Annotated in this window: 25 protein-coding genes; 17 read left to right on the top strand and 8 right to left on the bottom strand. The window is 65.5% G+C overall.

Annotation, left to right across the window (positions count from 1 at the left end):
* Position 1 precedes the first annotated feature (1 nt).
* The 4 genes from ACNKW1_RS01825 (at position 2) to ACNKW1_RS01810 (ending at position 3,333) form a co-directional block, all read left to right on the top strand.
* Positions 2–847, top strand: a complete 846-nt coding sequence (locus tag ACNKW1_RS01825; RefSeq protein WP_418362888.1) for a 23S rRNA (adenine(2030)-N(6))-methyltransferase RlmJ — start codon at positions 2–4, stop codon at positions 845–847.
* A gap of 5 nt (positions 848–852) precedes the next feature.
* A complete protein-coding gene (locus ACNKW1_RS01820) occupies positions 853–1,212 on the top strand; it encodes a nucleotide pyrophosphohydrolase (RefSeq protein ID WP_418363347.1) in 360 nt (119 codons plus the stop codon).
* A gap of 122 nt (positions 1,213–1,334) precedes the next feature.
* Positions 1,335–2,915 carry an inorganic phosphate transporter gene (locus tag ACNKW1_RS01815; protein WP_418362887.1) on the top strand — a complete coding sequence of 527 codons (1,581 nt, stop codon included), beginning with the start codon at positions 1,335–1,337 and terminating at the stop codon, positions 2,913–2,915.
* Between the two features lie 67 nt (positions 2,916–2,982).
* Complete coding sequence (locus ACNKW1_RS01810) at positions 2,983–3,333, top strand: DUF3301 domain-containing protein (RefSeq protein ID WP_418362886.1); 351 nt, start codon at positions 2,983–2,985, stop codon at positions 3,331–3,333.
* A gap of 30 nt (positions 3,334–3,363) precedes the next feature.
* On the opposite strand, the gene folE is transcribed toward ACNKW1_RS01810, so the two are convergent.
* The 3 genes from folE to fabI are packed head-to-tail and all read right to left on the bottom strand — an operon-like array spanning position 3,364 to position 5,467.
* Positions 3,364–4,017 carry a GTP cyclohydrolase I FolE gene (gene folE, locus ACNKW1_RS01805; protein ID WP_418362885.1) on the bottom strand — a complete coding sequence of 218 codons (654 nt, stop codon included), beginning with the start codon at positions 4,015–4,017 and terminating at the stop codon, positions 3,364–3,366.
* A 58-nt stretch (positions 4,018–4,075) separates the two neighbouring features.
* The gene (locus ACNKW1_RS01800; protein ID WP_418362884.1) at positions 4,076–4,669 is read right to left on the bottom strand and encodes a hypothetical protein; all 594 of its coding nucleotides are present in this window, start codon (positions 4,667–4,669) and stop codon (positions 4,076–4,078) included.
* Positions 4,670–4,687: 18 nt separating this feature from the next.
* Entirely contained in the window at positions 4,688–5,467 is a 780-nt protein-coding gene (gene fabI, locus ACNKW1_RS01795; RefSeq protein WP_418362883.1) for an enoyl-ACP reductase FabI, read from the bottom strand.
* A gap of 184 nt (positions 5,468–5,651) precedes the next feature.
* On the opposite strand from fabI, the gene ACNKW1_RS01790 reads away from it, so the two are divergent.
* From ACNKW1_RS01790 to ACNKW1_RS01780, 3 genes are read left to right on the top strand one after another with little or no spacing between them, the layout of a single operon-like run.
* Positions 5,652–6,161, top strand: a complete 510-nt coding sequence (locus tag ACNKW1_RS01790) for an HAD domain-containing protein (RefSeq protein ID WP_418362882.1) — start codon at positions 5,652–5,654, stop codon at positions 6,159–6,161.
* Positions 6,162–6,171: 10 nt separating this feature from the next.
* Complete coding sequence (locus ACNKW1_RS01785) at positions 6,172–6,954, top strand: hypothetical protein (protein ID WP_418362881.1); 783 nt, start codon at positions 6,172–6,174, stop codon at positions 6,952–6,954.
* On the top strand, positions 6,954–7,502 hold the full coding sequence (locus ACNKW1_RS01780; RefSeq protein WP_418362880.1) for a YaeQ family protein: 549 nt from the start codon (positions 6,954–6,956) through the stop codon (positions 7,500–7,502). Before ACNKW1_RS01785 ends, ACNKW1_RS01780 begins: the two co-directional genes overlap by 1 nt.
* 13 nt (positions 7,503–7,515) lie before the next feature.
* On the opposite strand, the gene ACNKW1_RS01775 is transcribed toward ACNKW1_RS01780, so the two are convergent.
* The 4 genes from ACNKW1_RS01775 to ACNKW1_RS01760 all read right to left on the bottom strand — a co-directional run bounded on the left by ACNKW1_RS01775 (position 7,516) and on the right by ACNKW1_RS01760 (position 14,285).
* Positions 7,516–8,400: an alpha/beta fold hydrolase gene (locus ACNKW1_RS01775; protein ID WP_418362879.1), complete on the bottom strand. Its 885-nt coding sequence runs from the start codon at positions 8,398–8,400 to the stop codon at positions 7,516–7,518.
* A 47-nt stretch (positions 8,401–8,447) separates the two neighbouring features.
* Positions 8,448–11,621, bottom strand: coding sequence for an EAL domain-containing protein (locus ACNKW1_RS01770; protein WP_418362878.1), 3,174 nt, complete (start codon positions 11,619–11,621; stop codon positions 8,448–8,450).
* Between the two features lie 239 nt (positions 11,622–11,860).
* Positions 11,861–13,867 (bottom strand): DEAD/DEAH box helicase, encoded by a 2,007-nt coding sequence (locus tag ACNKW1_RS01765; protein WP_418362877.1) that lies wholly within the window; start codon positions 13,865–13,867, stop codon positions 11,861–11,863.
* A 208-nt stretch (positions 13,868–14,075) separates the two neighbouring features.
* Positions 14,076–14,285, bottom strand: a complete 210-nt coding sequence (locus tag ACNKW1_RS01760) for a cold-shock protein (RefSeq protein WP_002926583.1) — start codon at positions 14,283–14,285, stop codon at positions 14,076–14,078.
* A gap of 255 nt (positions 14,286–14,540) precedes the next feature.
* Here ACNKW1_RS01760 and ylqF point away from each other — a divergent pair, with 255 nt between their 5' ends.
* Entirely contained in the window at positions 14,541–15,470 is a 930-nt protein-coding gene (gene ylqF, locus ACNKW1_RS01755) for a ribosome biogenesis GTPase YlqF (RefSeq protein WP_418362876.1), read from the top strand.
* Positions 15,471–15,492: 22 nt separating this feature from the next.
* Here ylqF and ACNKW1_RS01750 read toward each other — a convergent pair whose 3' ends face one another.
* Positions 15,493–16,170: a YitT family protein gene (locus tag ACNKW1_RS01750; protein WP_418362875.1), complete on the bottom strand. Its 678-nt coding sequence runs from the start codon at positions 16,168–16,170 to the stop codon at positions 15,493–15,495.
* A 172-nt stretch (positions 16,171–16,342) separates the two neighbouring features.
* Between ACNKW1_RS01750 and ACNKW1_RS01745 the strand changes: the two genes are divergently transcribed.
* The 9 genes from ACNKW1_RS01745 to nusA all read left to right on the top strand — a co-directional run bounded on the left by ACNKW1_RS01745 (position 16,343) and on the right by nusA (position 24,488).
* Positions 16,343–17,230 (top strand): 3',5'-nucleoside bisphosphate phosphatase, encoded by an 888-nt coding sequence (locus ACNKW1_RS01745; protein WP_418362874.1) that lies wholly within the window; start codon positions 16,343–16,345, stop codon positions 17,228–17,230.
* A gap of 5 nt (positions 17,231–17,235) precedes the next feature.
* Entirely contained in the window at positions 17,236–17,859 is a 624-nt protein-coding gene (locus tag ACNKW1_RS01740; protein ID WP_418362873.1) for an L-threonylcarbamoyladenylate synthase, read from the top strand.
* Positions 17,860–17,886: 27 nt separating this feature from the next.
* A complete protein-coding gene (locus ACNKW1_RS01735) occupies positions 17,887–18,546 on the top strand; it encodes a site-2 protease family protein (RefSeq protein WP_418362872.1) in 660 nt (219 codons plus the stop codon).
* A gap of 6 nt (positions 18,547–18,552) precedes the next feature.
* Positions 18,553–19,755: a tryptophan--tRNA ligase gene (locus ACNKW1_RS01730; RefSeq protein WP_418362871.1), complete on the top strand. Its 1,203-nt coding sequence runs from the start codon at positions 18,553–18,555 to the stop codon at positions 19,753–19,755.
* A 38-nt stretch (positions 19,756–19,793) separates the two neighbouring features.
* Positions 19,794–20,624 (top strand): segregation and condensation protein A, encoded by an 831-nt coding sequence (locus ACNKW1_RS01725; RefSeq protein WP_418362870.1) that lies wholly within the window; start codon positions 19,794–19,796, stop codon positions 20,622–20,624.
* Positions 20,602–21,204 carry an SMC-Scp complex subunit ScpB gene (gene scpB, locus ACNKW1_RS01720; RefSeq protein ID WP_418362869.1) on the top strand — a complete coding sequence of 201 codons (603 nt, stop codon included), beginning with the start codon at positions 20,602–20,604 and terminating at the stop codon, positions 21,202–21,204. The genes ACNKW1_RS01725 and scpB overlap by 23 nt, the downstream gene beginning before the upstream one ends.
* Entirely contained in the window at positions 21,152–22,246 is a 1,095-nt protein-coding gene (gene rluB / locus ACNKW1_RS01715; protein WP_418362868.1) for a 23S rRNA pseudouridine(2605) synthase RluB, read from the top strand. Before scpB ends, rluB begins: the two co-directional genes overlap by 53 nt.
* Positions 22,247–22,550: 304 nt before the next feature.
* Positions 22,551–22,985 (top strand): ribosome maturation factor RimP, encoded by a 435-nt coding sequence (gene rimP, locus ACNKW1_RS01710; protein ID WP_418362867.1) that lies wholly within the window; start codon positions 22,551–22,553, stop codon positions 22,983–22,985.
* Between the two features lie 27 nt (positions 22,986–23,012).
* The gene (gene nusA / locus ACNKW1_RS01705; protein ID WP_418362866.1) at positions 23,013–24,488 is read left to right on the top strand and encodes a transcription termination factor NusA; all 1,476 of its coding nucleotides are present in this window, start codon (positions 23,013–23,015) and stop codon (positions 24,486–24,488) included.

The raw sequence follows: 24,488 nt of genomic DNA, 5'->3' as shown, positions 1-24,488 counted from the left end.
CATGCTCAGCTATCGACACGCCTTCCATGCGGGCAATCACGCGGATGTGCTCAAGCACTTCGTGCTGCTCGAATTGCTCGACTACTACAACCGCAAGGATAAACCCTGGGTTTATATCGACACGCATGCCGGTGGCGGCTGCTATGCGCTTGACAGCGAGCAGGCCGGCAAGACCGCCGAGGCGGCGGCCGGGATCGGGCGACTGTGGGACAGGGATGATGTCCCTCCGGCGCTCGGGCCGTACCTCGATGCCGTGCGCCAGTTCAACCCGCATGGCCGGCTCCTGTTCTACCCAGGCTCGCCCGCGCTGGCCATGACCAAGGCGCGCGCGCAGGACAGGCTGCGCCTGTTCGAGCTCCATCCGGCCGATCACGAATCGCTGCAGCGCACCTTCACTACCGAACGCGAGCGCGTGCAGGTGCAGCGCAGCGACGGCTTCGGTGCGCTCAAGGGCTTGCTGCCACCGCCCACCCGGCGTGCCGTGGTGCTCATCGATCCGCCTTACGAGGTCAAGGAAGACTACCGCCGCACGGTCGACACCGTGCGTGAGGCGTTGCGACGCTTCCCAACCGGTACTTTTGCGGTGTGGTATCCGATGCTGGCGCGCCCCGAGGCCCGTGCCTTGCCACAGAAGCTCGCCGAGATCGGCGCCGAGAGCTGGCTGGACGTGCGCCTGGCCGTATCTGCTCCGCCGCGCGACGGGTTCGGCATGTTTGGCAGCGGGCTGTACGTGATCAACCCGCCCTGGGTGTTGCCCGAGCGGCTGGAGGCGGCCCTGCCATGGCTGGTGCGGCAACTTGGCGTAGATGAATCGGCCGGCTTCGATCTGGAGCATCACATCGAATGAGCGAGATGCGACCTTCGGGAGACGCGCTGGACGAGTTGCGCGAGGCCATGCGCCGCTTCACGACCGAGCGCGAGTGGACGCCGTTCCACACACCGAAGAATCTTGCCATGGCGCTGGCTGGCGAAGCGGGGGAACTGCTCGAGCACTTCCAGTGGCTCACCCCCGAGCAGTCTGCGCGCCTGCCTGTGGACACCCACGAAGCGGTGGCGCTGGAGATGGCGGACGTGCTGCTTTACCTGGTCCGCCTGAGCGATGTGCTGGGTGTGGACCTCGCCGACGCGGCACGGCGCAAGATCCGCATCAACGCGGAACGCTACCCGGTCGAACTCGCCCGCGGCAGGGCCGACAAGTACAACCGCCTGTAAGACCTCCCCGGAGCCGACCCCAGGGGAGGGGATGGCAATTTGCGGTGCTGCAGCAGGAATGGATTGGGCCATTGCAAATTTTCTGAAACAATACGCGCTTTCGTATTGAACGGACTCCCATCGTGGACTTGCAGCACATCACTGACATCGAGCGTGCGGCCCAGAAGGGCCGCGGAGAGATATTCCGCCTCGGCATGGGTGTGCTCTTCATCGTCGGTGTGATGTTCTACTCGGCTATGCGGGGGGCTGGAGAAGGCAGTCTGGTGCTGGTCATGGCGGCCATGATCGGTGGCTATATGGCCATGAACATCGGTGCCAACGACGTCGCCAACAACGTCGGCCCCGCGGTCGGCTCGCGCGCGCTCACCCTGGCGGGCGCGCTGGTGATCGCAGCGGTATTCGAGGCCGCGGGGGCGCTGATTGCAGGCGGCGAGGTGGTAGGCACGATCCGCAACGGCATCATCAATCCGGACCTCATCTCCGACCCGGATGTGTTCGTCTGGGTGATGCTGGCCGCACTCCTGGCCGGGGCCTTGTGGCTCAATCTTGCCACCGCGGTGGGCGCACCGGTGTCGACCACGCACTCGATCGTCGGCGCGGTGCTCGGCGCAGGCATGGCGGCAGCCGGGCCTTCGATCGTCGACTGGAACACGATGGGCAGCATCGCCGCGAGTTGGGTGATCTCTCCCTTGCTTGGCGGCTTGTTCGCCGCAGGCTTCCTGTATCTGGTCAAGCGCAGCATCACCTATCAGGTGGACATGGCCGAGGCCGCACGGCGCATGGTGCCGCTGCTGGTGGGCCTGATGGCGTGGACCTTCTCGACCTACCTCATGCTCAAGGGCCTGGGCAAGGTCTGGAAGGTGAGCTTCGGTGAGGCGCTGGCCTATGGCTTCGTGCTTGGTCTGGTGGTCACGCTGGTGCTGCAGCGCGTGCTCGCCCAGCGCCAGTCCGTTGTGGCCAACACCAAGCAAAGCGTGAACCGGCTGTTCACGGTGCCGCTGATCTTCGCTGCGGCGCTGCTCAGTTTTGCACACGGCTCGAATGACGTTGCGAACGCGGTGGGTCCGCTGGCTGCGATCGTCGATGTGGTGAGCTCGGGGGGGGAGATCCACAAGGCGGCGCCGATCCCGACCTGGGTGATGATGGTGGGGGCGATCGGCATCGCGCTGGGGCTGGCGCTGTTCGGACCCAAGGTGATCCGTACCGTGGGTTCGGAGATCACCGAACTGGATCAGATGCGGGCCTACTGCATTGCCATGGCCGCGACCATCACCGTGATCTTTGCGAGCCAGTTCGGGCTGCCGGTCAGCTCGACGCACATCGCGGTCGGTGGCGTGTTCGGCGTGGGCTTCCTGCGCGAATATCTCAAAAGCAACTACGACCGCATGCTGGCCGAGATCAAGGCGCACCACCCTGAGGGCGACATCGTCGCGATCGAGGCGTTCATCCAGCGCTTCGACAAGGCCACGCTCGAGGAGAAGGGGGCCATGCTCGAGGATCTGAAGCAGCGCTCGAAGAACGCCGAGGATCCGGCCCACTTCTCCAAGGGCGAGCGCAAGGATCTGAAGAAGGTGTACCGCCGCGAGCTCGTGAAGCGCTCACAGCTGATGCGCATCGCTGCGGCCTGGGTGATCACGGTGCCGGCTTCCGCGTTGATGGCTGCGATGCTGTTCTTCACGATTCGCGGCATGATGCTGCCGTGAGCGCCAGCGGAGAGGCCTTTCTCGCGCGCCCGCGTTCGCGCGAATGCAGCGTGTGCCACTTTCCGACATGACCCTCACCGAACTCTTCGTGCTGTTGCTGACCGGTAGTGTGGTCTGGTTCTGGCTTGACAGTCTGAAGGCGCGCGAGGCCGGCATTGCGGCGGCGCGCCGTTCCTGCCAGCGCGAGGGCGTGCAGTTGCTCGACGAAACCGTGGTGGGGCATGGGCTGCGCTTTGCGCGCAACGACCGTGGGCACATGGTGCTGCGGCGGGGCTTCGACTTCGAGTACTCGGTGAGCGGCGACGATCGTTACCGTGGCACTGTCGTGATCGAGGGACGCGAGGTGGTGCTTGTGGATGTGAGTGCGCACAGGCTCGCGCGCCGCGCCGTGATCATCGATTTCCAGCAGGAAGGCTAGACCCGCGGAGCTGCTGGCCGTTGGCGCTGATCAGCGCCGACGGTCCTCGATGGCGTGAAGGAATTCGTTGCGCGCCTGCGGTGAGTGTGCGAACGATCCCGCGAACGCCTGCGTCACCACCCGCTCGTCTCCGCGCCGGTCCTCACCGAGCAACAGGCACAGCTGCTCGGCCTCGATCACGCAGGCGGCGCCGTCGGCCATGCCGTGGGTCACGAGCGCATCGGCAATGTCGCGCGTCATCCATTCCTGATAGGTGAAGCGGTGCCCGATCGCGTCGACCATGCGGGCGATGCGGCCGAATCCATGCAGACGACCGCCCGGCAGGTAGGCGACATGCGCGACGCCCCGGAAGGGGACGAGATGGTGTGGGCAGACCCCGTGCACCGCGATGCCGCGGATCACGACCATGTCGCGGCGTGCATCCTCGAAGCCTTCGCCAAGCGCCTCGGCGGGATCGAGCTCATAGCCGCCGAGCAACCGGCGCTGCCAGAGTTCGCGCACGCGCTGCGCGGTGCGGCCCGTGTGGGAGTTGTCGGGGTCAATGCCGGCGGCACGCAACAGCTCTGTCACGGCCCGCTCGAACGCAGGGCCATCGAAGTGCCCGCTGCGGGCGATCCCGATCGAGGCGGGCCGGGCTGGCGCCGGGTGCTCGTGATCGCAGGCATCTGCACGCTGCGCGCTCATGTGCGGGGACTTGGTTGCGAGAGGTGCGCCTGCGATGCGCAGGGTGGGGAAGGCGGGCTCATGCGATGAAGACCGGGTCGGAGAACACCAGGGTGCCGTCCTTGCGCATCATGAGGTTGTTGGCGTTGAGGATATCGGGTAGTACTTGGTAGTCCTCGACGAAATCGGACAGCGCCTTGACCGCCTTCTGCATGCCGGTGCCGAGCGCAAGCGGATTCATGGTCATGTCGTAGAGGGCGATGCGCCCCATGTCCGCGCCGAGCCGGCTCCATTGCTGGCAGGCCGACCAATACACCTCGATCAGGCGCCGTGCGAGCTCCGCCGCGGGCGCATCCTCGGCCAGCGGGTAGAGCTTTTCCATCTCGAGCAGGTGCAGAGGGTAGCCCGACTGCGCACGGCCGATGATGCCGTGGTCCGCGTGGATGATGGGGAAGTGCTCACCGCGGGGGCGATCCTCGGCCGTGTAGAGAAAATAATCCGCGGGCGAGCTGACAATCTTGTACACCCGCTCGTCGTCGCCCTTGTCGAGCACGATGGAGTATTCGCCGCGCCCGATTTCCTTTTTCCCGTCGAGCAAGGGGTGTTCCGGAACCGGGTCGGGAAGGAGGACGGTCTGCCGTCCGATCAACTCGCGTGCTGCGGAAAAATCCATCGTGCCATCTCCAGGACGTCAGGCCATGATGTTATAACCGGCGTCCACGAAATGCACGCCACCGGTCACCAGACGGCCCGCATCCGACACGAGGAAGGCGGTAAGGGCGCCGATGTCCTCGGGGGTCACCAGCGCGTGCATTGGCGAACGTTCGACCGCGGCCGCCATCAGCCCGTCGAACCCGGCAATGCCCGAGGCTGCGCGGGTCATGAGCGGGCCGGGAGAAACCGCATTCACGCGGATGCCCTTTGTGCCCAGTTCGGCTGCCATGTAGCGGGTGGCTGCCTCCAGCGCCGCCTTGCACAGACCCATCACGCCGTAGTTCGGGATCACCTTCTCCGAACCGAGATAGGTCATCGTCACCAGCGCGCCGCCGCCAGCCTTCATGAGCAGGGGTTCTGCCATTTTCGCCATGCGCACGAAGGAGTGGGTGGATACGTCCATTGCGAGCGCGAAGCCGTCGGGCGAACTGTCCACGACGCGTCCATGCAGGTCGTCGCGCTTGGCGAAGGCCATGCTGTGGATGGCGAAGTCGAGCTTGCCATGGCGGGCGTCGATCTGGGTGAACACGTCCGCCATGGTTTCGGGGCGGGTGACGTCGAGCAGCACCACGTCCTCGACCCCGAGTCGATGCACGACCGGCTCGATGAACGCACGCGTCTTCTCGTTCTGGTAGGTGATGACGACCTTGGCTCCGGCCTCTATGCAGGCCTCGGCCACGCCGGTGGAGATGGATTTCTCGTTGGCGATTCCGGTGATCAGTCCGACCTTGCCTTCCAGGCTGACGATAGGTTTCATGTTGAAGCGTTCCTTGATGGATGTGTTGTTGCAGTGCAACGAAAATGCCCTTGAGGGTGCCGCCGGGGCTTGATTCCGGTCGATCGTGACATCGGGCACGCGGCGCCACTATGGTGCATGCAGTATATTGCGCATTGCAACAATCTCCTGGAGCGTGCGGGGATAATTTGTCCCCCGTCCAAATATGTCACGACCCACCTACATCTTCATGGACTTCGACGGCGTAACCCACCCGTGGGGGGAGGCGGAGGATTTCCGCTGCCTGCCGAGGATCGAAGCCGTCGTGCGCGAGTTCTCCGAAGCACGCATCGTGATCGCATCGGACTGGCGCATGCTGTTCTCGCTGTCCAGACTGATCACGCGCTTTGCCGAGGACGTTCGCGCGCAGATCGCAGGGGTTACGCCGCAACTGCTACCGAAGACGGGGGCGGAACTGCATGGCCTGCGCGAACGCGAGGCGATGGTGTGGCTGGCGCAGCACGAGGCCAGTCCTGGCGAGGCGGCCTGGTGCGCGATCGATGATGCGCCCGGTAACTGGCTTTCGCGCCCGCGACTGATCCTCACCGATTTCAAACGTGGCTTCACTGCGGAAGATGAGGGCGCGTTGCGGCGCGTGCTGCAGGGCTTCCGCGATGGGAAGCGCAACCAGGTGGGCACGGTGGCGCCCTCGCTCTGGTCGCGTGATAGCGCGTGAAGGAGCGAGCATGAACTCGTCCGAGAAGATCCTTCCTCCCGACCCGATTGCCGCGCTGGTCGACCCCGACGCGCAGCGTCAGGCCGCAGGCATGGCAGAGCAGACCTTTGCACGCGTGTTCCGGCTCAGCGTCAACGAGGACGACGCCGCACGACGCAAGGGCGTGGAGCAACTGCAGGGCGACCTCGCCGACTGGAGCCTGCGCGGGAAGGCGGGGGAGGCAGGGGAGCCGCAGGCGGCGCGAATCGCCCTGCTGCTCTATGGTCTGGACCAGTGGGGGCTGGCCTGGAGCCGGGCCTTTGGCCTGGTGTCGATCCCCGCACTGAGCGAGCTCATCGGCGCCCTGCGCACCGGGCTGGACGCGCGCGCGGAGGCCCGCTTCCTGCGCCATTTCGATGAGATCGGTAGCGTCGAGGAATGTGCCATCGAATTCAAGGTCGAGCTGCGACGCGGGGTTCACCTCGCGCTCTGGCACGCCTCGATCGCCAGTGAGAACCGGGAGGAGGCACTGCGCCTTGCGGGGCAGCTGGGCAGCCACCTGCTGGCGCTCACGCGCGAGATGCCGGTCGCGGGCTGGCGCCTGGTGGCCGACGCGCTGGCCTTCATCCAGATCCGCTGCCTGTCGGAAGGGCTAGCGAGTGAAGGCATCGGCCAGGAGGCCACGCAGGCCTTGTTCGCGGCACTGGCGCGCGAGCTGCCGGGCAGTCAGCGCGAGCTGGTCATGGCCCACTCCGCGCGGGCGGTGATTGCCTGGCAGCAAGCCTTGCGAACGGCCAACGGGCAGGTTCACTGATGGCACTCAAGGCTACGATCTTCAAGGCCGACCTGCAGGTGGCCGACATGGACCGACACCATTACGCGGGCTACAGCCTCACGCTGGCGCGCCACCCGTCCGAGACCGACGAGCGCATGATGGTCCGGCTGCTGGCGTTCGCGCTCTTCGCCGACCCGGCGCTCGCCTTCGGCAAGGGTTTGTGCGTGGAGGACGAGCCGGATCTGTGGCAGAAGGATCTCACGGGTGTGATCGAGCGCTGGATCGACGTGGGGCAGCCCGATGAGAAGTGGATCCGCAAGGCTTGCGGGCGCGCGCGCGAAGTGGTCGTCGTCGGCTACGGTCGTGCGCTGGATGTCTGGTGGAACGGCGTCGCGCCGAAGCTCGCGCGTCACGACGGGCTGCGCGTGCTGGAGCTCGACCGCGAGGCGACGGCTGCGCTGGCTCGCCTGGCCGAGCGCAGCATGCGCCTGCAGGTGAGTATTCAGGACGGACAGGCCTGGGTTACGAACGGGCGGGAGCAGGTGCTGGTCGAGCCGCGCTTCCTGCTCGGCGAGCCGGGGCGCTGAGGCCGCGCAACGCTCAGGCGTTGCTGCCGAGCAGTGCGCCGCGCACCGCACCGGCAGCGGCGTCCGGGTCTTCCTGCATGAAGCAATGTCCACCGGGCACCTCGCTCCAGCGCACGTTGGCGCGCCGCTCCGCCCAGCGCTGGATTGCGCGTGCGGCGAAGGGGTAGCTGTCGCGCCCGCGCAGCACCTGTACCGGGATCTCGATGCGAGCGAGCGAGGACCACAGCCGGCGTGGGTAGGAACCGAAGATTTCGGCCTCGCGCGAAGGCAGACATTTGAGCTCGACGCCCCCGCCCGGGACATCCCGCAGGGCGTGCTCGACGTATGCGTCGAGGGCGTCCTCGCACCAGCCGCGGAACATGCCGCGTCCATGCAGGTTGGCACGTGCAGCGGCGCGGTCGGGCCAGTGGTGGCGACGACGGCGCGCGCGCGTGGCGAGTTGGTTGCGCGAGTAGAGGCCGACAACGTCCGAGAGCGCCATCAGCCCGATCATCGCCGGAGAGAACAACACCGGGTCGAGCAGCACGGCGCGTGAGAACTGGCTGGGTGCGCGTGCGAGCATGAGGCAGGTGATGACGCTGCCGAAGCTGTGGCCAACCGCGTGGACAGGCGCACGACCGAACAAGGGGGCATGCGCATGCCATGCCTCCAGGGCGAGTTCGGCGCAGCGGTTCCAGCCCGTGAAGCGACCGCCGTGTTCGCTCTCGCCGTGCCCTTGGGTATCGGAAAGAAAGAGGTCGAAGTGCTCGCTCAGACCCTTGAGCATCGGGGCATAGACGAGGCCGCAATAGCCGTTGCCATGGAGGAAGTGGATGACCGGGCGTCCGCTCGGCGCAGTGTAGTGGCCGCGCAGCGTGAAGCCGGCGCTGCTGTGGTGGGTCCAGGAAAGCAGTTTCATCGCTTGGGGAGGATTCGCATCGCAGCCAGGGGCTGCAGCTGGGTCGATCAGAGGGTACAGGACGCGTCCGCGTCCCAGGAGGCTGGCGTGTTGTCGCGGCACGCGGCCGACGCTGGCGTGCCAGTGCCGTCCTCGTACCACGCGTGCCAGGCGAGCAGGTGCTCCGCAGGCATCGGGCGTGCGATGCCGAAGCCTTGCCCGAGTCGGCAGCCGAGCGCAGAGAGGGCTTCGGCATGCGCCGGCGTTTCCACCCCTTCGGCGATGACGTCGCGCCCGAAGGTTTCGGCAAGTTGCACCACGGACCCGACGATCGCGTGCGCCTCCTCGTCCGTGAGCATGTCGAGGACGAAGCTGCGGTCGATTTTCAGCAGGTCGACCGGGAGTTGGCGGAAGTGGCGAAGTGATGCATAGCCAGTGCCGAAGTCGTCCAGTGCGATCCGTACACCAAGACGACGGCAGGCGTGCAGGATCTCCATCGCATGCACCATGTCGTCGAGGGCGGTGGACTCGAGGATCTCGAGCTCGAGCTTGGAGGGGGGGATGGTCGGATGGCGCTCCAGTGCACCGCGCACAACCTCCACAAAACCGGGCATCAACATCAGGCCGGTGCCGATGTTGACGCTCACGCTGATGTCCATGCCCGCCTGGCGGCAGATGCGCAACTGGGCGAGGGCGCTGTCGATGACCCACTGCCCCAGATCGACCTCCAGGTCCGTGCCTTCGATGTCGTCCAGGAACTCGGCAGGCAGCAGCAGTCCCCGCTCGGGGTGTTGCCAGCGGATCAGCGCCTCTAGGCCTACGAGCCGCCCGCGATTGATGTCCACCTGCGGCTGATAGTGCAGCACGAACTCCCGCTGCTTCAGGGCGAGGGCGAGGCGTTCGGTGCGCTGCTTGCGGCGACGTTGCGCGTCTTCGATGCCGGCGTCGAAGTATTGAATGCAGTTCCGTCCGCGCTGCTTGGCGCGGTACATCGCCTGGTCAGCATGGCGCAGCAGGGTATCGGGGTCGGACTTGTCCTCGGGATAGAGCGTGACACCGATGCTCGCCGATACGCTGACCCGCTCGCGGCCTAACACGAACGGCGCGCGGATCGCTTCGAGGATGCGTTCGAGCACGGTGTTGCCCTGCACGTCCTCCAGCAGCAGCACGAACTCATCACCGCCCAGACGGGCTACGGTGTCACTGGCGCGCAGGAGCTGGTTGAGGCGATCCACGATACCCATCAGAACCTGGTCGCCCGCCTTGTGTCCGTGGAGGTCGTTGATCGGCTTGAAGCCGTCGAGATCGATCACGCAGACGGCGAGCTTGTCTCCGCTCCTGTTCGCGTGGGCAATCGCCTGTCGCATGCGATCGTCTAGCAGGCGCCGGTTCGGCGCGCCGGTGAGCGGATCGAAGTACGCGATGCGGTTCAGCTCTTCCTGGTGGCGTTTAAGACGGCTGATGTCCGAGAACATTGCCAGGTGATGGAGCAGTCGTCCGCTGCTGTCACGCACCCTGCTGATTGAGAGCACTTCGGCGAACTCCCCGCCGTCCTTGCGCCGGTTCCAAAGCTCGCCGCGCCAGTGGTCGTTCCGCTCGAGCTCGTCCCACATCTTCTTGTAGAACTCCGGACTCTGCCGACCGGAACTGAGCATGCTCGGATCGCGGCCGATCGTTTCGTCGCGACTGAAACCGGTGATGCGGGTGAAGGCAGGATTGACGTCCACGATCCGGTTGCGCGGATCGGTGATGACGATCGCCTCGTAGCTGGAGGAGAAGACGCTGGCCGCGAGTTGAAGATTCTCTTCGTTGGCCTTGCGGCGGGTGATGTCGATCTGCGCGCCGGTGATCAGTTCGGCAGTACCTCGCGCGTTACGCTGCACGGCGATCGCGCGGTCATGCACCCAGATCCAGTGCCCGTCGGTGTGGCGCAGGCGCAGGTCCAGCTCGTAGCAGGGGGTTTCGCCGTCGATATGGCGCTTGAGCTCGCATTCGGCGGCTGCAAGGTCGTCGGGGTGGACGATCACGCGCCAGTGCGAACGATCGAGCTGGCGGCTCGCCGTTTCCGGCATGCCTAGCATTTCGGCCATGCGCCGGTCGACAACCCACTCGCCGGTCGTCAGATTCCACTCCCAGCTTCCAGCGCGGCTGGCTTCGACCACATTGCGCAGATGGTGGCGTTCGAGATCGACCTGCGCGGCGAGCATGCGTGCGGCTTCGTTCGCTCGCTCGAGCCGGCCGTTGTTCTGCAGCATCCGGACGAGCAGCAGGACGATGGTGATCGCCGCAAGTGCGAACGCGAACAGCCACTCTTGGTACTTCTCCCAGATGTCCAACCAAGTGAATTCGGGACTGCTGTCGAAGGGCGGCAGGCGCAGTTCACGCATCGCCTCTTCTACGCGCGAGTAGTCCGAGGGGATGGTGAAGCCCGCGATTCCGGCGGCGACGGCCGCGGGATGCTCTGGCTGCAGCGCAAGGACGAGCGCGGCTACCCGCCGCACCACCTTTTCGTCGGCGTGGTCCAAGGCGACCAGTGGCCACTCTGGATAGAGCTCGGTGGAGCTCATGTAGGGGTGATCCGGCCAGGTAAGCGGGTTGAGCACGCGCAGCCCGGAGATATCCCGGCCTTCGCGGGACAGGCGCTCGATCAGCCCGGTGCGCACGAAGGCTGCATCGGTCTGCCCGGCGAGCAGTGCGTCGATCACGCTGTCCTGATCCTGGCCAAAGGGCCTGAGTCGAAGCGACTCGAGATCGACGCCGGCTTTCTTGAGCGCGAGCGCCTGCGCCGGGTAGGTGCCGAGGAAGTTCGATGAGGTCGTGGCGACGCGCCGTCCCTCAAGGTCGGCCAGCGACCGCAGGTGTTCGTCCTTCCTGCGCACGACGACTACGCCACCGAAGGTCCGGACCTCGATGCCGCCGTCGAGGTTGACCTGAGTGGCGATGGCGCCGGAGAGGGGGCTGGACGCCCTGAGTTCGATGAAATGCGCCGGGTTCGTCAGCAGCAGGTCGACCTCGCGGCGGTCGATGGCGCCGCGCAACTCTTCGGTGTCGAGCACGCGCAGCCGTACCTCGCGGTCACCCAGACCTTCGCCAAGATAATCGGCAAATGCGTGCCACGTGGCTTCCACGATCGGCTTCGGGCGTAGCGCGAACACGCCGAGCGTGAGCGGTTCGGCGGCATTCGCCAGTGCGCAGAGCAACAGCGGGACAAGCAGCAGGGCTCGGGCGAGGTGCTTCCTCATGCTGCGTTCTTTGCCCCTTCGGTCAAGTCATCGTCGCAGCCGGCCCGCCAGGGGCGCGCGGCCAGACACTGCTCGCTCCAATGTGCGCAGGGCGCAACGGAGCGAGTGGATCGAGGAAAGCAGGGCAGGTTTTCGGGCATGCGTGTGGCGCGTCGATGAGGCGACCTATTCTAGGTGGAGCACGCTCGCGAAAAGTTGACGGAAATCACGCTTGTCCGGTGAAAGATGTTGTCATTGAATCACTTGTCCCGCCGCTTGGGTCCGGAATAGGGGCGACCCTGGTCCGGGCCGCGCTGGGGGCGTTTGTGCGGCTCGCCCCGGGGGGCGAAGGGAGCTCTCTCCCCGGGTTCGGGCTTGCGTGCCGGGCGCGGCCGGTCGGAGAAGGGCTTGTCCTCGCGATAGGGCGCGCGCGGCCGATCGCCGCTGGCTTCGCGACTCTTGCCGTGGCGCTCGCGGGGGGCATCGTCCGCCGGCCGTGTGCGTCGGGTTGGGGTGGTGGCTTCCTCGGCGGCGCTCAGGGCCCGGATGTTCAGCGGCATCTGGCGGACGCGCGTGCGCCGCAGTGTGGCGAGCAGGTCCTCGGGCAGGCTGGAAGGCAGCTCCACCGTGGAGAACGCGTCGAAGAGGTGGATCTGGCCGATGAAGCGGCCTTCGATGCCGCCTTCGTTGGCGATTGCGCCGACGATCTCCTTAGGGCTGGCGCCGTGCATGCGACCGACCTCGATGCGGTAGCGCACGAGCGATCCTTCGGAGAAGGCGCGGCGACGCGCCAGGATCTCGTCCCGGTTCGGGCGGGGCGCATGCTCGCGCGGAGCGCCTGTGGTGAAGTGTTCAGCGCGCGGCGGGCGGTTCTCGAAGGTGGTGGGTGCGGTGGCGATGTCCCAGCCGCGGCCGGATTGCTCGATCTGCAGCGGGCGCTCGCGCTGGGCGAGCAGGGTGAGTGCGGCGGCAACTTCGTGGATGTCGAGCTCGTTCTCTTCGACCAGATCATTCACGATGCCCATGAAGAAGCCCAGATCCTCGCTGGCGATCGCGTCGACGACCTGGCGCTTGAACTGGGCGACCCGCAGATTCGTGACTTCCTCGGTGCTTGGCAGGGCGATCGGTGTGATCGGCTGGCGGGTTGCGCGCTCGATCATCTTCAGCATGCGCGTCTCGCGCGGTGCGACGAAGAGGATCGCCACCCCTTCGCGGCCCGCGCGGCCGGTGCGGCCAATGCGGTGCACGTAGGCTTCGGTGTCGTAGGGGATGTCGTAGTTGATGACGTGCGACACACGCGGTACGTCGATGCCGCGCGCAGCGACGTCGGTGGCGATGACGATGTCGAGCGCGCCGTTCTTGAGTTGCTCGATCACGCGTTCGCGCAGGCCCTGTGTCATGTCGCCGTTGAGGGCGGCGGCGGCGTAGCCGCGGGCGGCAAGCTTGTCGGCGAGTTCCTCGGTGGCGATCTTGGTGCGCACGAAGACAAGTGCGGCGTCGAAGGTTTCCTCGGCGTCCAGAATGCGGGTAAGTGCGTCGAGCTTGTCGACGCCGCGCACCAGCCAGTAGCGCTGGCTGATCTTGGCTACGGTCGAGGTGGCGGCGCGGATCTTGATCTCCTGCGGCTCGCGCAGGTGGCGGCGGGCGACGTCGCGGATTACGTTGGGCATCGTTGCCGAAAACAGCGCGGTCTGGCGCTCGGTCGGCGTGTGCTCGAGGATCCATTCGACATCGTCGATGAAGCCCATGCGCAGCATTTCGTCGGCTTCGTCGAGCACGATGGCCTTGAGCGCGTCGAGCTTGAGGCTTTCGCGCTCGAGGTGGTCCATGACCCGGCCGGGGGTGCCGACGATGATCTGGGCACCGCGCGAGAGCTGGCGCAGTTGCACCACCATGCTCTGGCCGCCGTAGATCGGCAGCACATGGAAGTTCTTCAGATGATGGGCGTACTTGGCGAAGGCCTCGGCGACCTGGATTGCAAGCTCGCGCGTCGGCGTCAGCACCAGCACCTGAGGGCGCGTGTCGGCGAGGTCGAGCCGGGCCAGCATCGGCAGCGCGAAGGCGGCGGTCTTGCCGGTGCCGGTTTGCGCCTCGCCGAGGATGTCGCGGCCTGCGAGCAACTGAGGAATGCAGGCGGCCTGAATGGGCGACGGCGTTTCATAGCCGACCTCGGCCAGCGCAGAAAGGAGCGGGGCCGGGAGGTCGAGGTCGGCGAAGCGCAGGGTAGCCTCGGGGCTGGCGGGTTCGGTGCGGGCAGAGTCGGTCATGGCAGTCGGGCTGTGGTGGCGGCGATGTGCAGCAGCGCTGCGAAGTCGCGATTATCGGCGATTCCGGCGCGGCAAACGAAAAAAGCGGCTCGTGGCCGCCGTGGGGCGAATCAGGCTGGAGTCAGCAGCGGCAGGCGCCGGAAAAGCAAAAACGCGGCGCAAGGCCGCGTTTCGGATCAATCGAAGGACGTCGGAGACGTCGGATCGATTACAGCGGGCGGATGTTGGCCGCCTGCAGGCCCTTCGGGCCGGTCTTGACTTCGAATTCGACGCGCTGGTTTTCGGCCAGGCTCTTGAAACCCTTGCTCTGGATCTCCGAGAAGTGGGCGAACAGGTCGTCGCCGCCGCCTTCAGGGGTGATGAAGCCGAAGCCCTTGGCGTCGTTGAACCATTTCACGGTACCGGTTTGAGTGCTCATTTTGCGTTCCATATGAAAAATTGCGGGCTTGCGCCCCGGAAATGCAGGAACGATCAAGAAACGTAATCAGGGGGCATCAAACCGACACGCGCTCTCTTGGAACACGCTGGGCAACCACCAGAACAACCACTGCTTGAATCGACTGCGACCGGCACAATACACGCTTTTTCAGGCTGTGCGCGATTTTATTTGGGTGTTCGCGCAAAAAAACGTCGGGTGGGATAATCCCCGCTTCGAACATGAAGGCAATTCCCCATGCCCATCCAGTGGTTTCCAGGACACATGGCCTCCGCACGCAAGAAAGCAGCGGAGGCGATGGCGTCCATCGACGTGGTGATCGAGGTCACCGACGCGCGCCTGCCCGAGGCGAGCAGCAATCCGATGATCAGCGAATTGCGCCGCTTCCGTAACCGCCCCTGCCTGAAGCTGCTCAACAAGTCGGACCTGGCCGACCCTGCGGTGACGCGCGCTTGGATGGAGCACTACAACCGGCAGCCCGGCGTGAAGGCGGTGGCGATCTCGGCGAAAAACCCGGCAGAGGTCGCGCGCGTTCCCGGGCTGTGCCTTCAGCTCGCGCCGCACCGCGACGATGGCGTCAAGCCCTTGCGCATGATGATCATGGGGATCCCCAATGTGGGCAAATCGACCCTCATGAATGCGCTGCTCAAACGCAAGGTGGCCAAGGTGGGGGACGAGCCTGCCGTGACCAAGCACCAGCAGACCCTGGATCTCGGGCCGGGCATGACGCTGACCGACACGCCCGGCATGATGTGGCCGAAGATCGCATATGACGCGGACGGCTACATGCTTGCTGCGAGCCATGCCATCGGCCGCAACGCAGTGATCGATGAGGAGGTGGCGGCCTTTCTCGGCGACATTCTGATCGCCCGCTATCCGGCGCAGCTGAGCGCACGCTATCGCCTGGGCGCCGATGCATTGGCGGTGATGGACGGCCCGGCACTGGTCGAGGCCGTGGGACGCAGGCGCGGCTGTCTGGTGAAGGGGGGCGGGCTGGACCTGGAGAAGGCTGCACAGATCCTGCTGCAGGATTACCGCGATGGCGCCCTGGGACGTATCAGCCTGGAGACGCCCGAAACGCGTGCGGCGATGGTTGCCGCGGCGCAGGCGGCCGAGGCCCTGCGACGCGAGGAGGACGAAGCGCCGGGGGCTTTGGGGGAGGATTGAGCGGGCAGGCTTCAGTGCCCGCTCAGATGCCGAAGTACCGGCCCGGGCGGTGGTTGACCGCGATCACGAAGTTCAGCGCTGCGGCGCCGAGCACGGAGAGTGCGACCTTGTCCGGGCTCACCGCCAGCAGGCCGAGCGACAGGATCAGGCAGTCGAAGCCCATCTGCACCCAGCCTGCCCGCCATCCGCGTTGTTTCTGAAAATACAGTGCGAGGATCGTCACCCCGCCCAGGCTGGCCCCGTGGCGGATCAGGATCAGGATCCCGATTCCCGCGAGCAGTCCGCCCATGATCGCGGAGAAGACGGGGTTCAGGTGCTCGAAGCCGATCACTGCCGGCAGCAGTTCGGTCTGCAGCGCGAGCACGCCGACGGCACAGAAGGTCTTGATGGTGAAGGTGCGGCCGAGGGTGCGCAGGCCAAACACGTAAAACGGCAGGTTGATCATGAACAGCACGATGCCCAGCGGCCAGCCGCCGAGGTAATGCGTGAGGAAGGCAAGCCCGGTCGTTCCTCCGGTGAGGAGCGAGCTTTCACGCAGCATGAGCACTGCCAGTGCCACGAACAGGCAGCCTGTAAGCACTCCCTGCACGTCTTCGAACACGGTGTGCGCCTGCGCCTGAGGCACCGGTGTGCGCGCATGCGGCGGAGGTGTTTTTTGCGTCGGGGTAGCGGGGGGCTGGTCTGCGGCTTGCGGGGACATCGTGCGCTTCGGAGGAACGGGGCTGCAAATGATACCGGCTCACACGCTGCCGGGGAGATTGCGGCAATTGCACGCGAGACGCGACAGGTGCCGAGGCTCGCCTGGAGCCTGCACGGGGTTTGAAGGCGGGATTTGCTATCATTCCAGCCTACTGATTCGATACAGGATACGCATGAGCGATCCGTCAGCCGCCGGGCTGCGCGCCATCAACGCTGATCTGCACTGCCATTCGACTGTCTCCGACGGCTGGCTGGAGCCCGAGGAACTGGTTCGGCGCGCCGTTGCGAACGGTGTGGAGTTGCTTGCGCTGACCGATCACGACGAGGTCGGCGGTGTCGATGCGGCCGCGCGCGTCGCGCGTGCGCAAGGCGTCGCCTTCGTGGCGGGGGTGGAGATCTCGGTGTCGTTCGCGGGCGCGACCATTCATATCGTCGGACTCGATGTCGACCACCGGCACCCCGCCTTGCGCGATGGGCTGGCCCAGGTGCGGAGCGGGCGTGATGCGCGCGCGCAGCGCATGAGCGAGGCGCTCGAGGCCGTCGGGATTCACGATGCGCTCAGCGGCGCCAGGCGTTTCGCGCGCAACCCGGACCTGGTGAGCCGGGCGCATTTCGCCCGCCACCTCGTGGCGAGTGGCGTGATGCCGGACGTGAAGACGGTGTTCGATCATTACCTCGTGCGCGGCAAGCCCGGCTTCGTGGAGCATGAATGGGCCACGCTTGAAGAAGCGGTGGGATGGATCCGGGCTGCGGGTGGCGTGGCGGTGGTGGCGCATCCGGCGCGCTATCGGCTGTCCTCCGCTCAGCTGGCGCTGCTCTTCGATCGCTTCATGGCGGCAGGGGGCGAAGCGGTCGAGGTCGTCTCCGGTGCGCATACCGAGGAAGAGATGCTTCGTTTCGCGCACCTCGCGCGGCAGCGTGGCCTGCTGGCGTCGCGTGCATCGGACTTCCACGGCGAGAACGAGAGCGTGGTGGATGTGGGCTGCTGTCGGCCATTGCCGCCCGATCTCGAGCCGGTGTGGTCACGGTTCTGGCCGCCCGCACAAACCTTGACGAACTAGAAGACATGGCCCAGTTCTTTTCGCTGCACCCCGAACAGCCCCAGCCGCGCCTGATCCGCCAGGCGGCGGACATCATCCGTGCCGGAGGCTTGGTTGCGCTGCCCACCGACTCGGCTTACGCGCTTGCCTGCCATGTCGGAGACGCCGCGCTGCTCGAGCGCATCCGGCGTATCCGCGGCGTGGACGAACGCCACCACTTCACGCTCGTGTGCCGTGATCTGTCCGAGATCGGTACCTATGCCAGGGTGGACAACAGTCAGTACAGACTGCTCAAGGCGATCACGCCCGGGCCGTACACGTTCATTCTCGAAGGGACGAAGGAACTGCCCCGGCGCGTGTTGCACCCCAAGCGCAAGACCATCGGTCTGCGCGTCCCCGACCATCCTGTCGTCTCGGCCTTGCTGGCCGAGCTCGGCGAGCCGTTGCTGAGTTCGACCTTGCTGTTGCCCGACGAGGAACTGCCCCTGACCGACGTGGATGAGATTCGCGACCGTCTGGCCAAGCAGGTGGATCTCGTCATCGAGGCCGGGTACTGCGGCCCGGAGGCGACGACAGTGGTCGATCTGACCTCGGGCGTCCCTGAGTTGGTGCGCGAGGGTCGCGGCCCGCTCGGGCCGCTCGGGCTGTAAGATCCTCGGTTTGCGAACGACACTCGAATGGATTCGCTGATCTCCACGCTGGCCATCTGGGCCCTCCCGGTGCTGCTGGCCATCACCCTGCACGAGGCTGCGCACGGCTATGTGGCGCGGCATTTCGGCGATCCTACTGCGGACCTAGCGGGGCGCATCACGCTGAACCCGTTGCGGCATATCGACCCGGTGGGCACGATCCTGGTGCCGGCAGGCATTCTTGCGCTCAGTTCGATCGCTGGCGCGGGCGGCATCCTGTTCGGGTGGGCAAAGCCGGTGCCGGTCAATTTCGGTCGGTTGCGCAACCCCAAGGCGGACATGCTCTGGGTGGCCGCCGCCGGCCCCTTCGTGAATCTGCTCATGGCGATCGGGTGGGCGATCCTGTTTACGATCGCGGCCAAGAGCGAGCCGGGCGCCTACACGCTTCCGATGCTGAAGATGGCCGATGCCGGCATCCAGATCAATGCGGTGCTGATGGCGCTGAACCTGCTCCCGATCCCCCCGCTCGACGGCGGGCGCATCGCGGTCAGCCTGTTGCCCAACCGGCTCGCCTGGCGCTATGCGCGGCTGGAGCCCTACGGCTTCCCGATTCTGCTTGTGCTCCTCTTCACCGGGATCCTCGGTGACATCCTGTGGCCGCTGATTGCCGGCTTCCGTTACCTGCTTTCGATCTTCTTCGGCTTCTGATCCCTCATGTACGCAGAACGCGTCCTTTCCGGCATGCGCCCCAGCGGGCGTCTGCATCTTGGCCACTACCATGGCGTGTTGAAGAACTGGGTGAAGCTGCAGGAGGAATACCCCTGCATGTTCTTCGTTGCCGACTGGCATGCGCTGACCACGCACTACGACACGCCCGAGGTGATCGAGCAGAACGTGTGGAACATGCTCATCGATTGGCTCGCAGCCGGCGTGGATCCGGCGCAGGCGACGCTGTTCATCCAGTCGCGCGTTCCGGAGCATGCGGAGCTGCATCTGCTGCTGTCGATGATGACGCCGCTCGGATGGCTCGAGCGGGTGCCGACGTGGAAGGAGCAGCAGGAGAAGATCGAGGGGCGCGACCTGTCGACCTACGGCTTCCTCGGCTACCCGCTGCTGCAGTCGGCGGACATCCTGATCTATCGCGCCGACAAGGTGCCGGTGGGCGAGGATCAGGTGCCGCATGTGGAGATCACCCGTGAGATTGCCCGTCGCTTCAATCATCTGTACGGCCGCGAGCCCGGTTTCGAGGACAAGGCGAAGGATGCTGTGCGCAAGCTCGGCGCCAAGCGTGCACGGCTATACCACGAGCTGCGCACCCGCTTCCAGCAGGAAGGCGATGAGGATGCGCTCGAGCAGGCGAAGGCGCTGCTCGACGAGACCCAGAACCTGAGTCTCGGCGACCGTGAGCGCCTGTACGGCTATCTCGAGGGCAGCGGCAAGATGATCTTCGTCGAGCCCGAGGCGCTGCTCACCCCGGCCGGACGCATGCCCGGCCTTGACGGCCAGAAGATGTCGAAGTCCTACGGCAATACGATCAATCTGCGCGAGGATGCGGAGAGCGTCACGCGCAAGGTACGTACCATGCAGACCGACCCGGCACGCATGCGCCGTACCGATCCCGGCGAGCCCGAGCGGTGTCCGGTGTGGCAACTGCACGCAATCTATTCCGACGAGTCCACGCTGGGCTGGGTGCAGGATGGCTGCCGCAAGGCCGGTATCGGCTGTCTGGAGTGCAAGCAGCCGGTGCTGGAGGCCATCCTGAAGGAGCAGGAGGTGCTTCACGAGGGTGCGCAGCCCTACCTGGACGACCCCAGTCTGGTACGCAGCATCATGGCCGATGGTTGCGAGCGTGCGCGAAAACTTGCACAGGAAACCATGCGTGACGTGCGCGAGGCCATGGGCCTCGACTACGGCTGAGGTCGGGACGTCGTTTTCCGTCCGGGCATGGCTTGCTGATGAATCTGCCGCTCGATCTGGCGCCGGTCGACACCGCCGACACCCTCGACGTGTTGGCGCGCATCCATGGCGAGCCCCTGCTCGAACTGCCGAAAGACCTGTATATTCCGCCCGACGCGCTGCAGGTCTTCCTCGATGCATTCGAAGGGCCGCTGGATCTGTTGCTGTATCTGATCCGCAAGGCGAACCTCGACGTGCTCGACATCCCGATGGCGCCGTTGACCGCGCAGTATCTCGAGTACGTCGAAGCCATGCGGACTTCCAATCTCGAGCTTGCCGCCGAGTACTTGTTGATGGCGGCAATGCTGCTTGAAATCAAGTCGCGCATGCTGCTGCCGCGGCCGCCACGCGAGCATGCAGAGGAAGTCGATCCGCGCGCGGAGCTGGTTCGCCGATTGCTCGAATATGAGCAGATGAAGCTTGCCGCAGCGCGGATCGATGCGCTGCCGCGTGTCGAGCGGGATTTCGAATGGGTCGGCGTGTTCGCCGCCGAGAAGGTGGTCGAGCGCTTGCCCGCGGTGAGTCTGCATGACTTGCAGCTGGCCTGGCTTCGCATCATGAAGAAGGCCCGTCTGACGCAGACGCACCGCGTGGAGCGCGAACAGCTCTCGGTGCGCGAGCACATGACGGTGATCCTGCGCAGGCTGCGCGGAGGCGGCTTCGTGGTTTTCGACACGCTGTTCGAGGTCGAGCTCGGTGCGGCGGGCCTGGTGGTGAGCTTTCTCGCCGTGCTCGAGCTGGTGAAGGAAAAGCTGGTTGAAGTGACCCAGAACGAGGCGTTCGCGCCGATTTACGTGAAACTTGCCGATGCAACCCGCGACGACGCCTGAAGCCTGGCTGCGCATTGTGGAGGCTGCACTGCTGGCGGCCACGGGCCCGCTGACGGTGGCCGAGCTGCGCAGGCTGTTCGATGAGGACCCGGGTCCGGACCTGGTGCGTCGTCTGCTCGACGAGTTGCGCGCCGAGTGGTTCGATGCTGCGCGCGGGGTGGAGCTCGTGCAGCTGGCGAGCGGCTGGCGCTTCCAGACGCGGGCCGAAGTTCAGGTCTATCTCGACCGCCTGAAGGAGGAGAGGCCGCCGCGTTACTCGCGTGCGGTCATGGAAACACTGGCGATCATCGCCTACCGGCAACCGGTCACCCGCGGTGACATCGAGGATATCCGGGGAGTGGCGGTGTCGCCCAACATCTTGAAAACCCTCGAATCGCGGGGGTGGATCGACGTTGTCGGCCACCGCGACACCCCGGGGCGGCCGGCGCTTTTCGCCACCACCCGGCGCTTCCTCGATGACATGGGCTTGCGCAGTCTGACCGAACTGCCTGCGCTGACCGAAATCGAAAAAATCATGGACCTCATCGATGTCTCGCAAAACGAACCGGCCACTGCGCCCGCCCTTGAAGAAGAAGTCTGAAGCGATCGAGATTCTCGATCGCGACCCCCGTGCGCAGCGCACGGACCGCCAGGAGGGGCATGCTGCCCGCGATACGGGCGAGTGGTCCGAGGACGGCGTGCCGTCCCGCCGGCGCGACGCCCGTGGGGGCGGACGGTCGCAGGATGCGCCTAGCGCGCCGCGACCCGCTCAGGCCAGGGGGCAGGGCGGCAGGACCGGAGGGCGCGGTGCGCCGCCCGAGCCGGTCGAGCCCGAGCGTCTGCAGAAGGTTCTGGCTCAGGCGGGCGTTGCCTCGCGCCGCGAGATCGAGGAATGGGTGGTCGCGGGTCGGATCACGGTCAATGGCGAGCCGGCTGCGCTTGGCCAGAAGATTGGTCCGGGGGACCGCGTGAAGGTCAATGGCCGACTGGTGCCGCTGCGCTTCAACCAGCGTTCGCCCCGGGTTCTGATCTATCACAAGCCGGAGGGCGAGATCGTCTCGCGCGAGGACCCCGAAGGGCGCCCGACCGTGTTCGAGCGCCTCCCGCTGTTGCGCAAGGGGCGCTGGCTGGCGGTGGGGCGGCTGGATTTCAATACTTCCGGGCTGCTGCTGTTCACGAATGACGGCGAACTTGCCAACAAGCTGATGCATCCGCGTTACGCGCTCGAGCGCGAATACGCCGTACGGGTGCTCGGTGCCTTGAGCGAGGAGCAGGCGAAGTCCCTGATCGACGGGATTCAGCTCGAGGATGGTCCAGCAAAGTTCAATGTGCTGCGTGACGAGGGCGGAGAGGGCGCGAACCACTGGTACAGGGTGACGATTTCGGAAGGGCGTAACCGTGAAGTGCGGCGCATGTTCGAAGCCGTGGGCCTCACCGTGAGCCGGCTCATGCGCGTGCGCTACGGAAGCGTAGAGTTGCCTGCGCGCCTCAAGCGTGGCATGTGGATGGAGATGCCCGAGGCCGAGGCCTGCGCGCTCGCGGGTCTGCCACCGCCGCAGCAGAGCCGGCAGCAGGACGAGCGCGCGAAGCGCCCGGTCAAGATGCATCGCACGCAGGTGCGTGCACCCTCGAAGCCGCGCTGAACCCGCGCAGCGGCGGCGCGAGGCCGCAGAGCCCGTCCCACGCGAGGCGTGGTCGCTACGGCAGCTTCGGCTGCCGGTGGCGCACCATGCTTTGCGTGTTTGCTCGTGCACGTCCTTTCGCTGTATACTCTCGCGGCTTTGATGGATGGCTTCCTGTTTGCGCCCTCTTGCTGCGCGACAGCTTCTGTCTGTCATCCGGTTGTGCCAGCGGTTTTTTCCGGCAGGAGCAATGGTTTGATGGGCGTTTCGCCCATTTTTTATTTGTGGCGCCAGCAGGGCGCGGCATGAGGGACGGACGGAATACATGCGTGCAGATGTCGAGCAGCTGATCGAACAGGTGGTGACGGGGCTGGGGTATGAACTCGTGGATGTCGAGTTCTCGCCCAAAGGCCGGTTGCTGCGCGTGTTCCTCGACATCGAGCGCGGGATCACCGTGGATGACTGCGCCACGGTGAGCAATCAGCTGCAGCACGTGTTTGAGGTCGAGAACGTCGATTACGACCGCCTTGAGGTGTCGTCGCCGGGGCTGGATCGCCCCCTGAAGAAACTGGCCGACTTCGAACGTTTTGCCGGCGAGCAGGCCCAGGTGCGCCTTTCCCTGCCGATCGGCAACCAACGCAATTTCGTCGGCGTGATCGAGCGGGTGCAGGACGGCGCGGTGGCGCTGCGCACCGAGAAGGGCGAAGTCCTGCTGCCCTTTGAAGACATCGAGAAAGCACGCCTGGTACCCCAATTTTGAGACTGTGGATGTGGAGGTTTTACTGAAATGAGCCGCGAGATTCTGCTGCTTGTCGATGCCTTGGCGCGCGAGAAGAACGTCGCCAAGGAGATCGTTTTTTCCGCGCTCGAAACCGCCTTGGCCTCCGCGACCAAGAAGCGCATCCACGACGACGCTGACGTGGTGGTGTCGATCGATCGCGATTCCGGTGATTACACCTCCAAGCGCCGCTGGCTGGTGATGCTCGACGAGGAGGTCACCAACGACGAGGGCGAGATGGGCATCATCGACGCCCGTGATCTGCGTGCCGACATCGAACTCGGCGACTACATCGAGGAAGAGCTCGAGCCCATCGACTTCGGGCGCATTGGTGCCCAGGCCGCAAAGCAGGTCATCCTGCAGAAGATCCGCGACGCCGAGCGTGAGCAGGTGCTCAACGACTTCCTCGACCGCAAGGAATTTCTCGTCTCCGGCTCGATCAAGCGCATGGAACGCGGCAACGCGATCATCGAGGTCGGCCGTATGGAGGCCGTGCTGCCGCGCGATCAGCAGATCCCGCGCGAGAACCTGCGTGTGGGCGACCGCGTCAAGGCCTTCCTGCTGCGCATCGACCGCGGCGCCCGCGGCCCGCAGCTGGTGCTGTCGCGTACCGCGCCCGAGTTCCTGATGAAGCTCTTCGAGCTCGAGGTCCCCGAGATCGAGGACGGACTGCTCGAGCTCAAGGCCTGCGCCCGCGATCCCGGCCTGCGTGCCAAAATCGCAGTCAAGTCGAACGATCAGCGCATCGATCCGATCGGTACCTGCGTCGGACTCCGGGGCTCCCGCGTCACCGCGGTGCGCAACGAGATCGGCGGCGAGCAGATCGACATCATCGTGTGGTCGGCCGATCCGGCCCAGTTCGTGGTCGCCGCGCTGCAGCCCGCCGAGGTGGTTTCCATCGTCGTGGATGAAGACTCGCATGCGATGGATGTCGTGGTCGACGAGAACAACCTCGCGATCGCGATCGGACGCAGCGGCCAGAACGTGAAGCTCGCCTCCGAGCTGACCGGCTGGACGATCAATCTGATGAGCGAGCAGGAATCGGCCGAGAAGACCGCGCAAGAGCAGCAGGGCCTGCGTGCGTTGTTCATGGAAAAGCTGGATGTGGACGAAGAAGTCGCCGACATCCTGATCGAGGAAGGCTTCTCCTCGCTCGAGGAAGTGGCGTACGTGCCGCTGGCCGAGATGCTGGAGATCGAGGCCTTCGACGAGGATACGGTCAACGAGCTGCGCAACCGTGCGCGCAATGTGCTGCTGACCGAAGCGATCGTCACCGAGGAGCAGATCGAGAAGGTCTCCGATGATCTGCTCAACCTCGACGGCATGGAGAAATCCCTTGCCGCAACGCTGGCCCAGCAGGGCATTCGTACCCGTGACGACCTGGCCGACCTTGCGGTCGACGAGCTGGTCGAGATGGCCGGGATCGACGAAGAAAGAGCCAAGGCGCTGATTTCCGTTGCGCGCGCCCATTGGTTCGAAGAATGA

The organism is Thauera sp. WH-2, assembly GCF_048321015.1.
Taxonomy (GTDB): domain Bacteria; phylum Pseudomonadota; class Gammaproteobacteria; order Burkholderiales; family Rhodocyclaceae; genus Thauera.
This window is presented reverse-complemented; position numbering and strand designations above follow the sequence as displayed.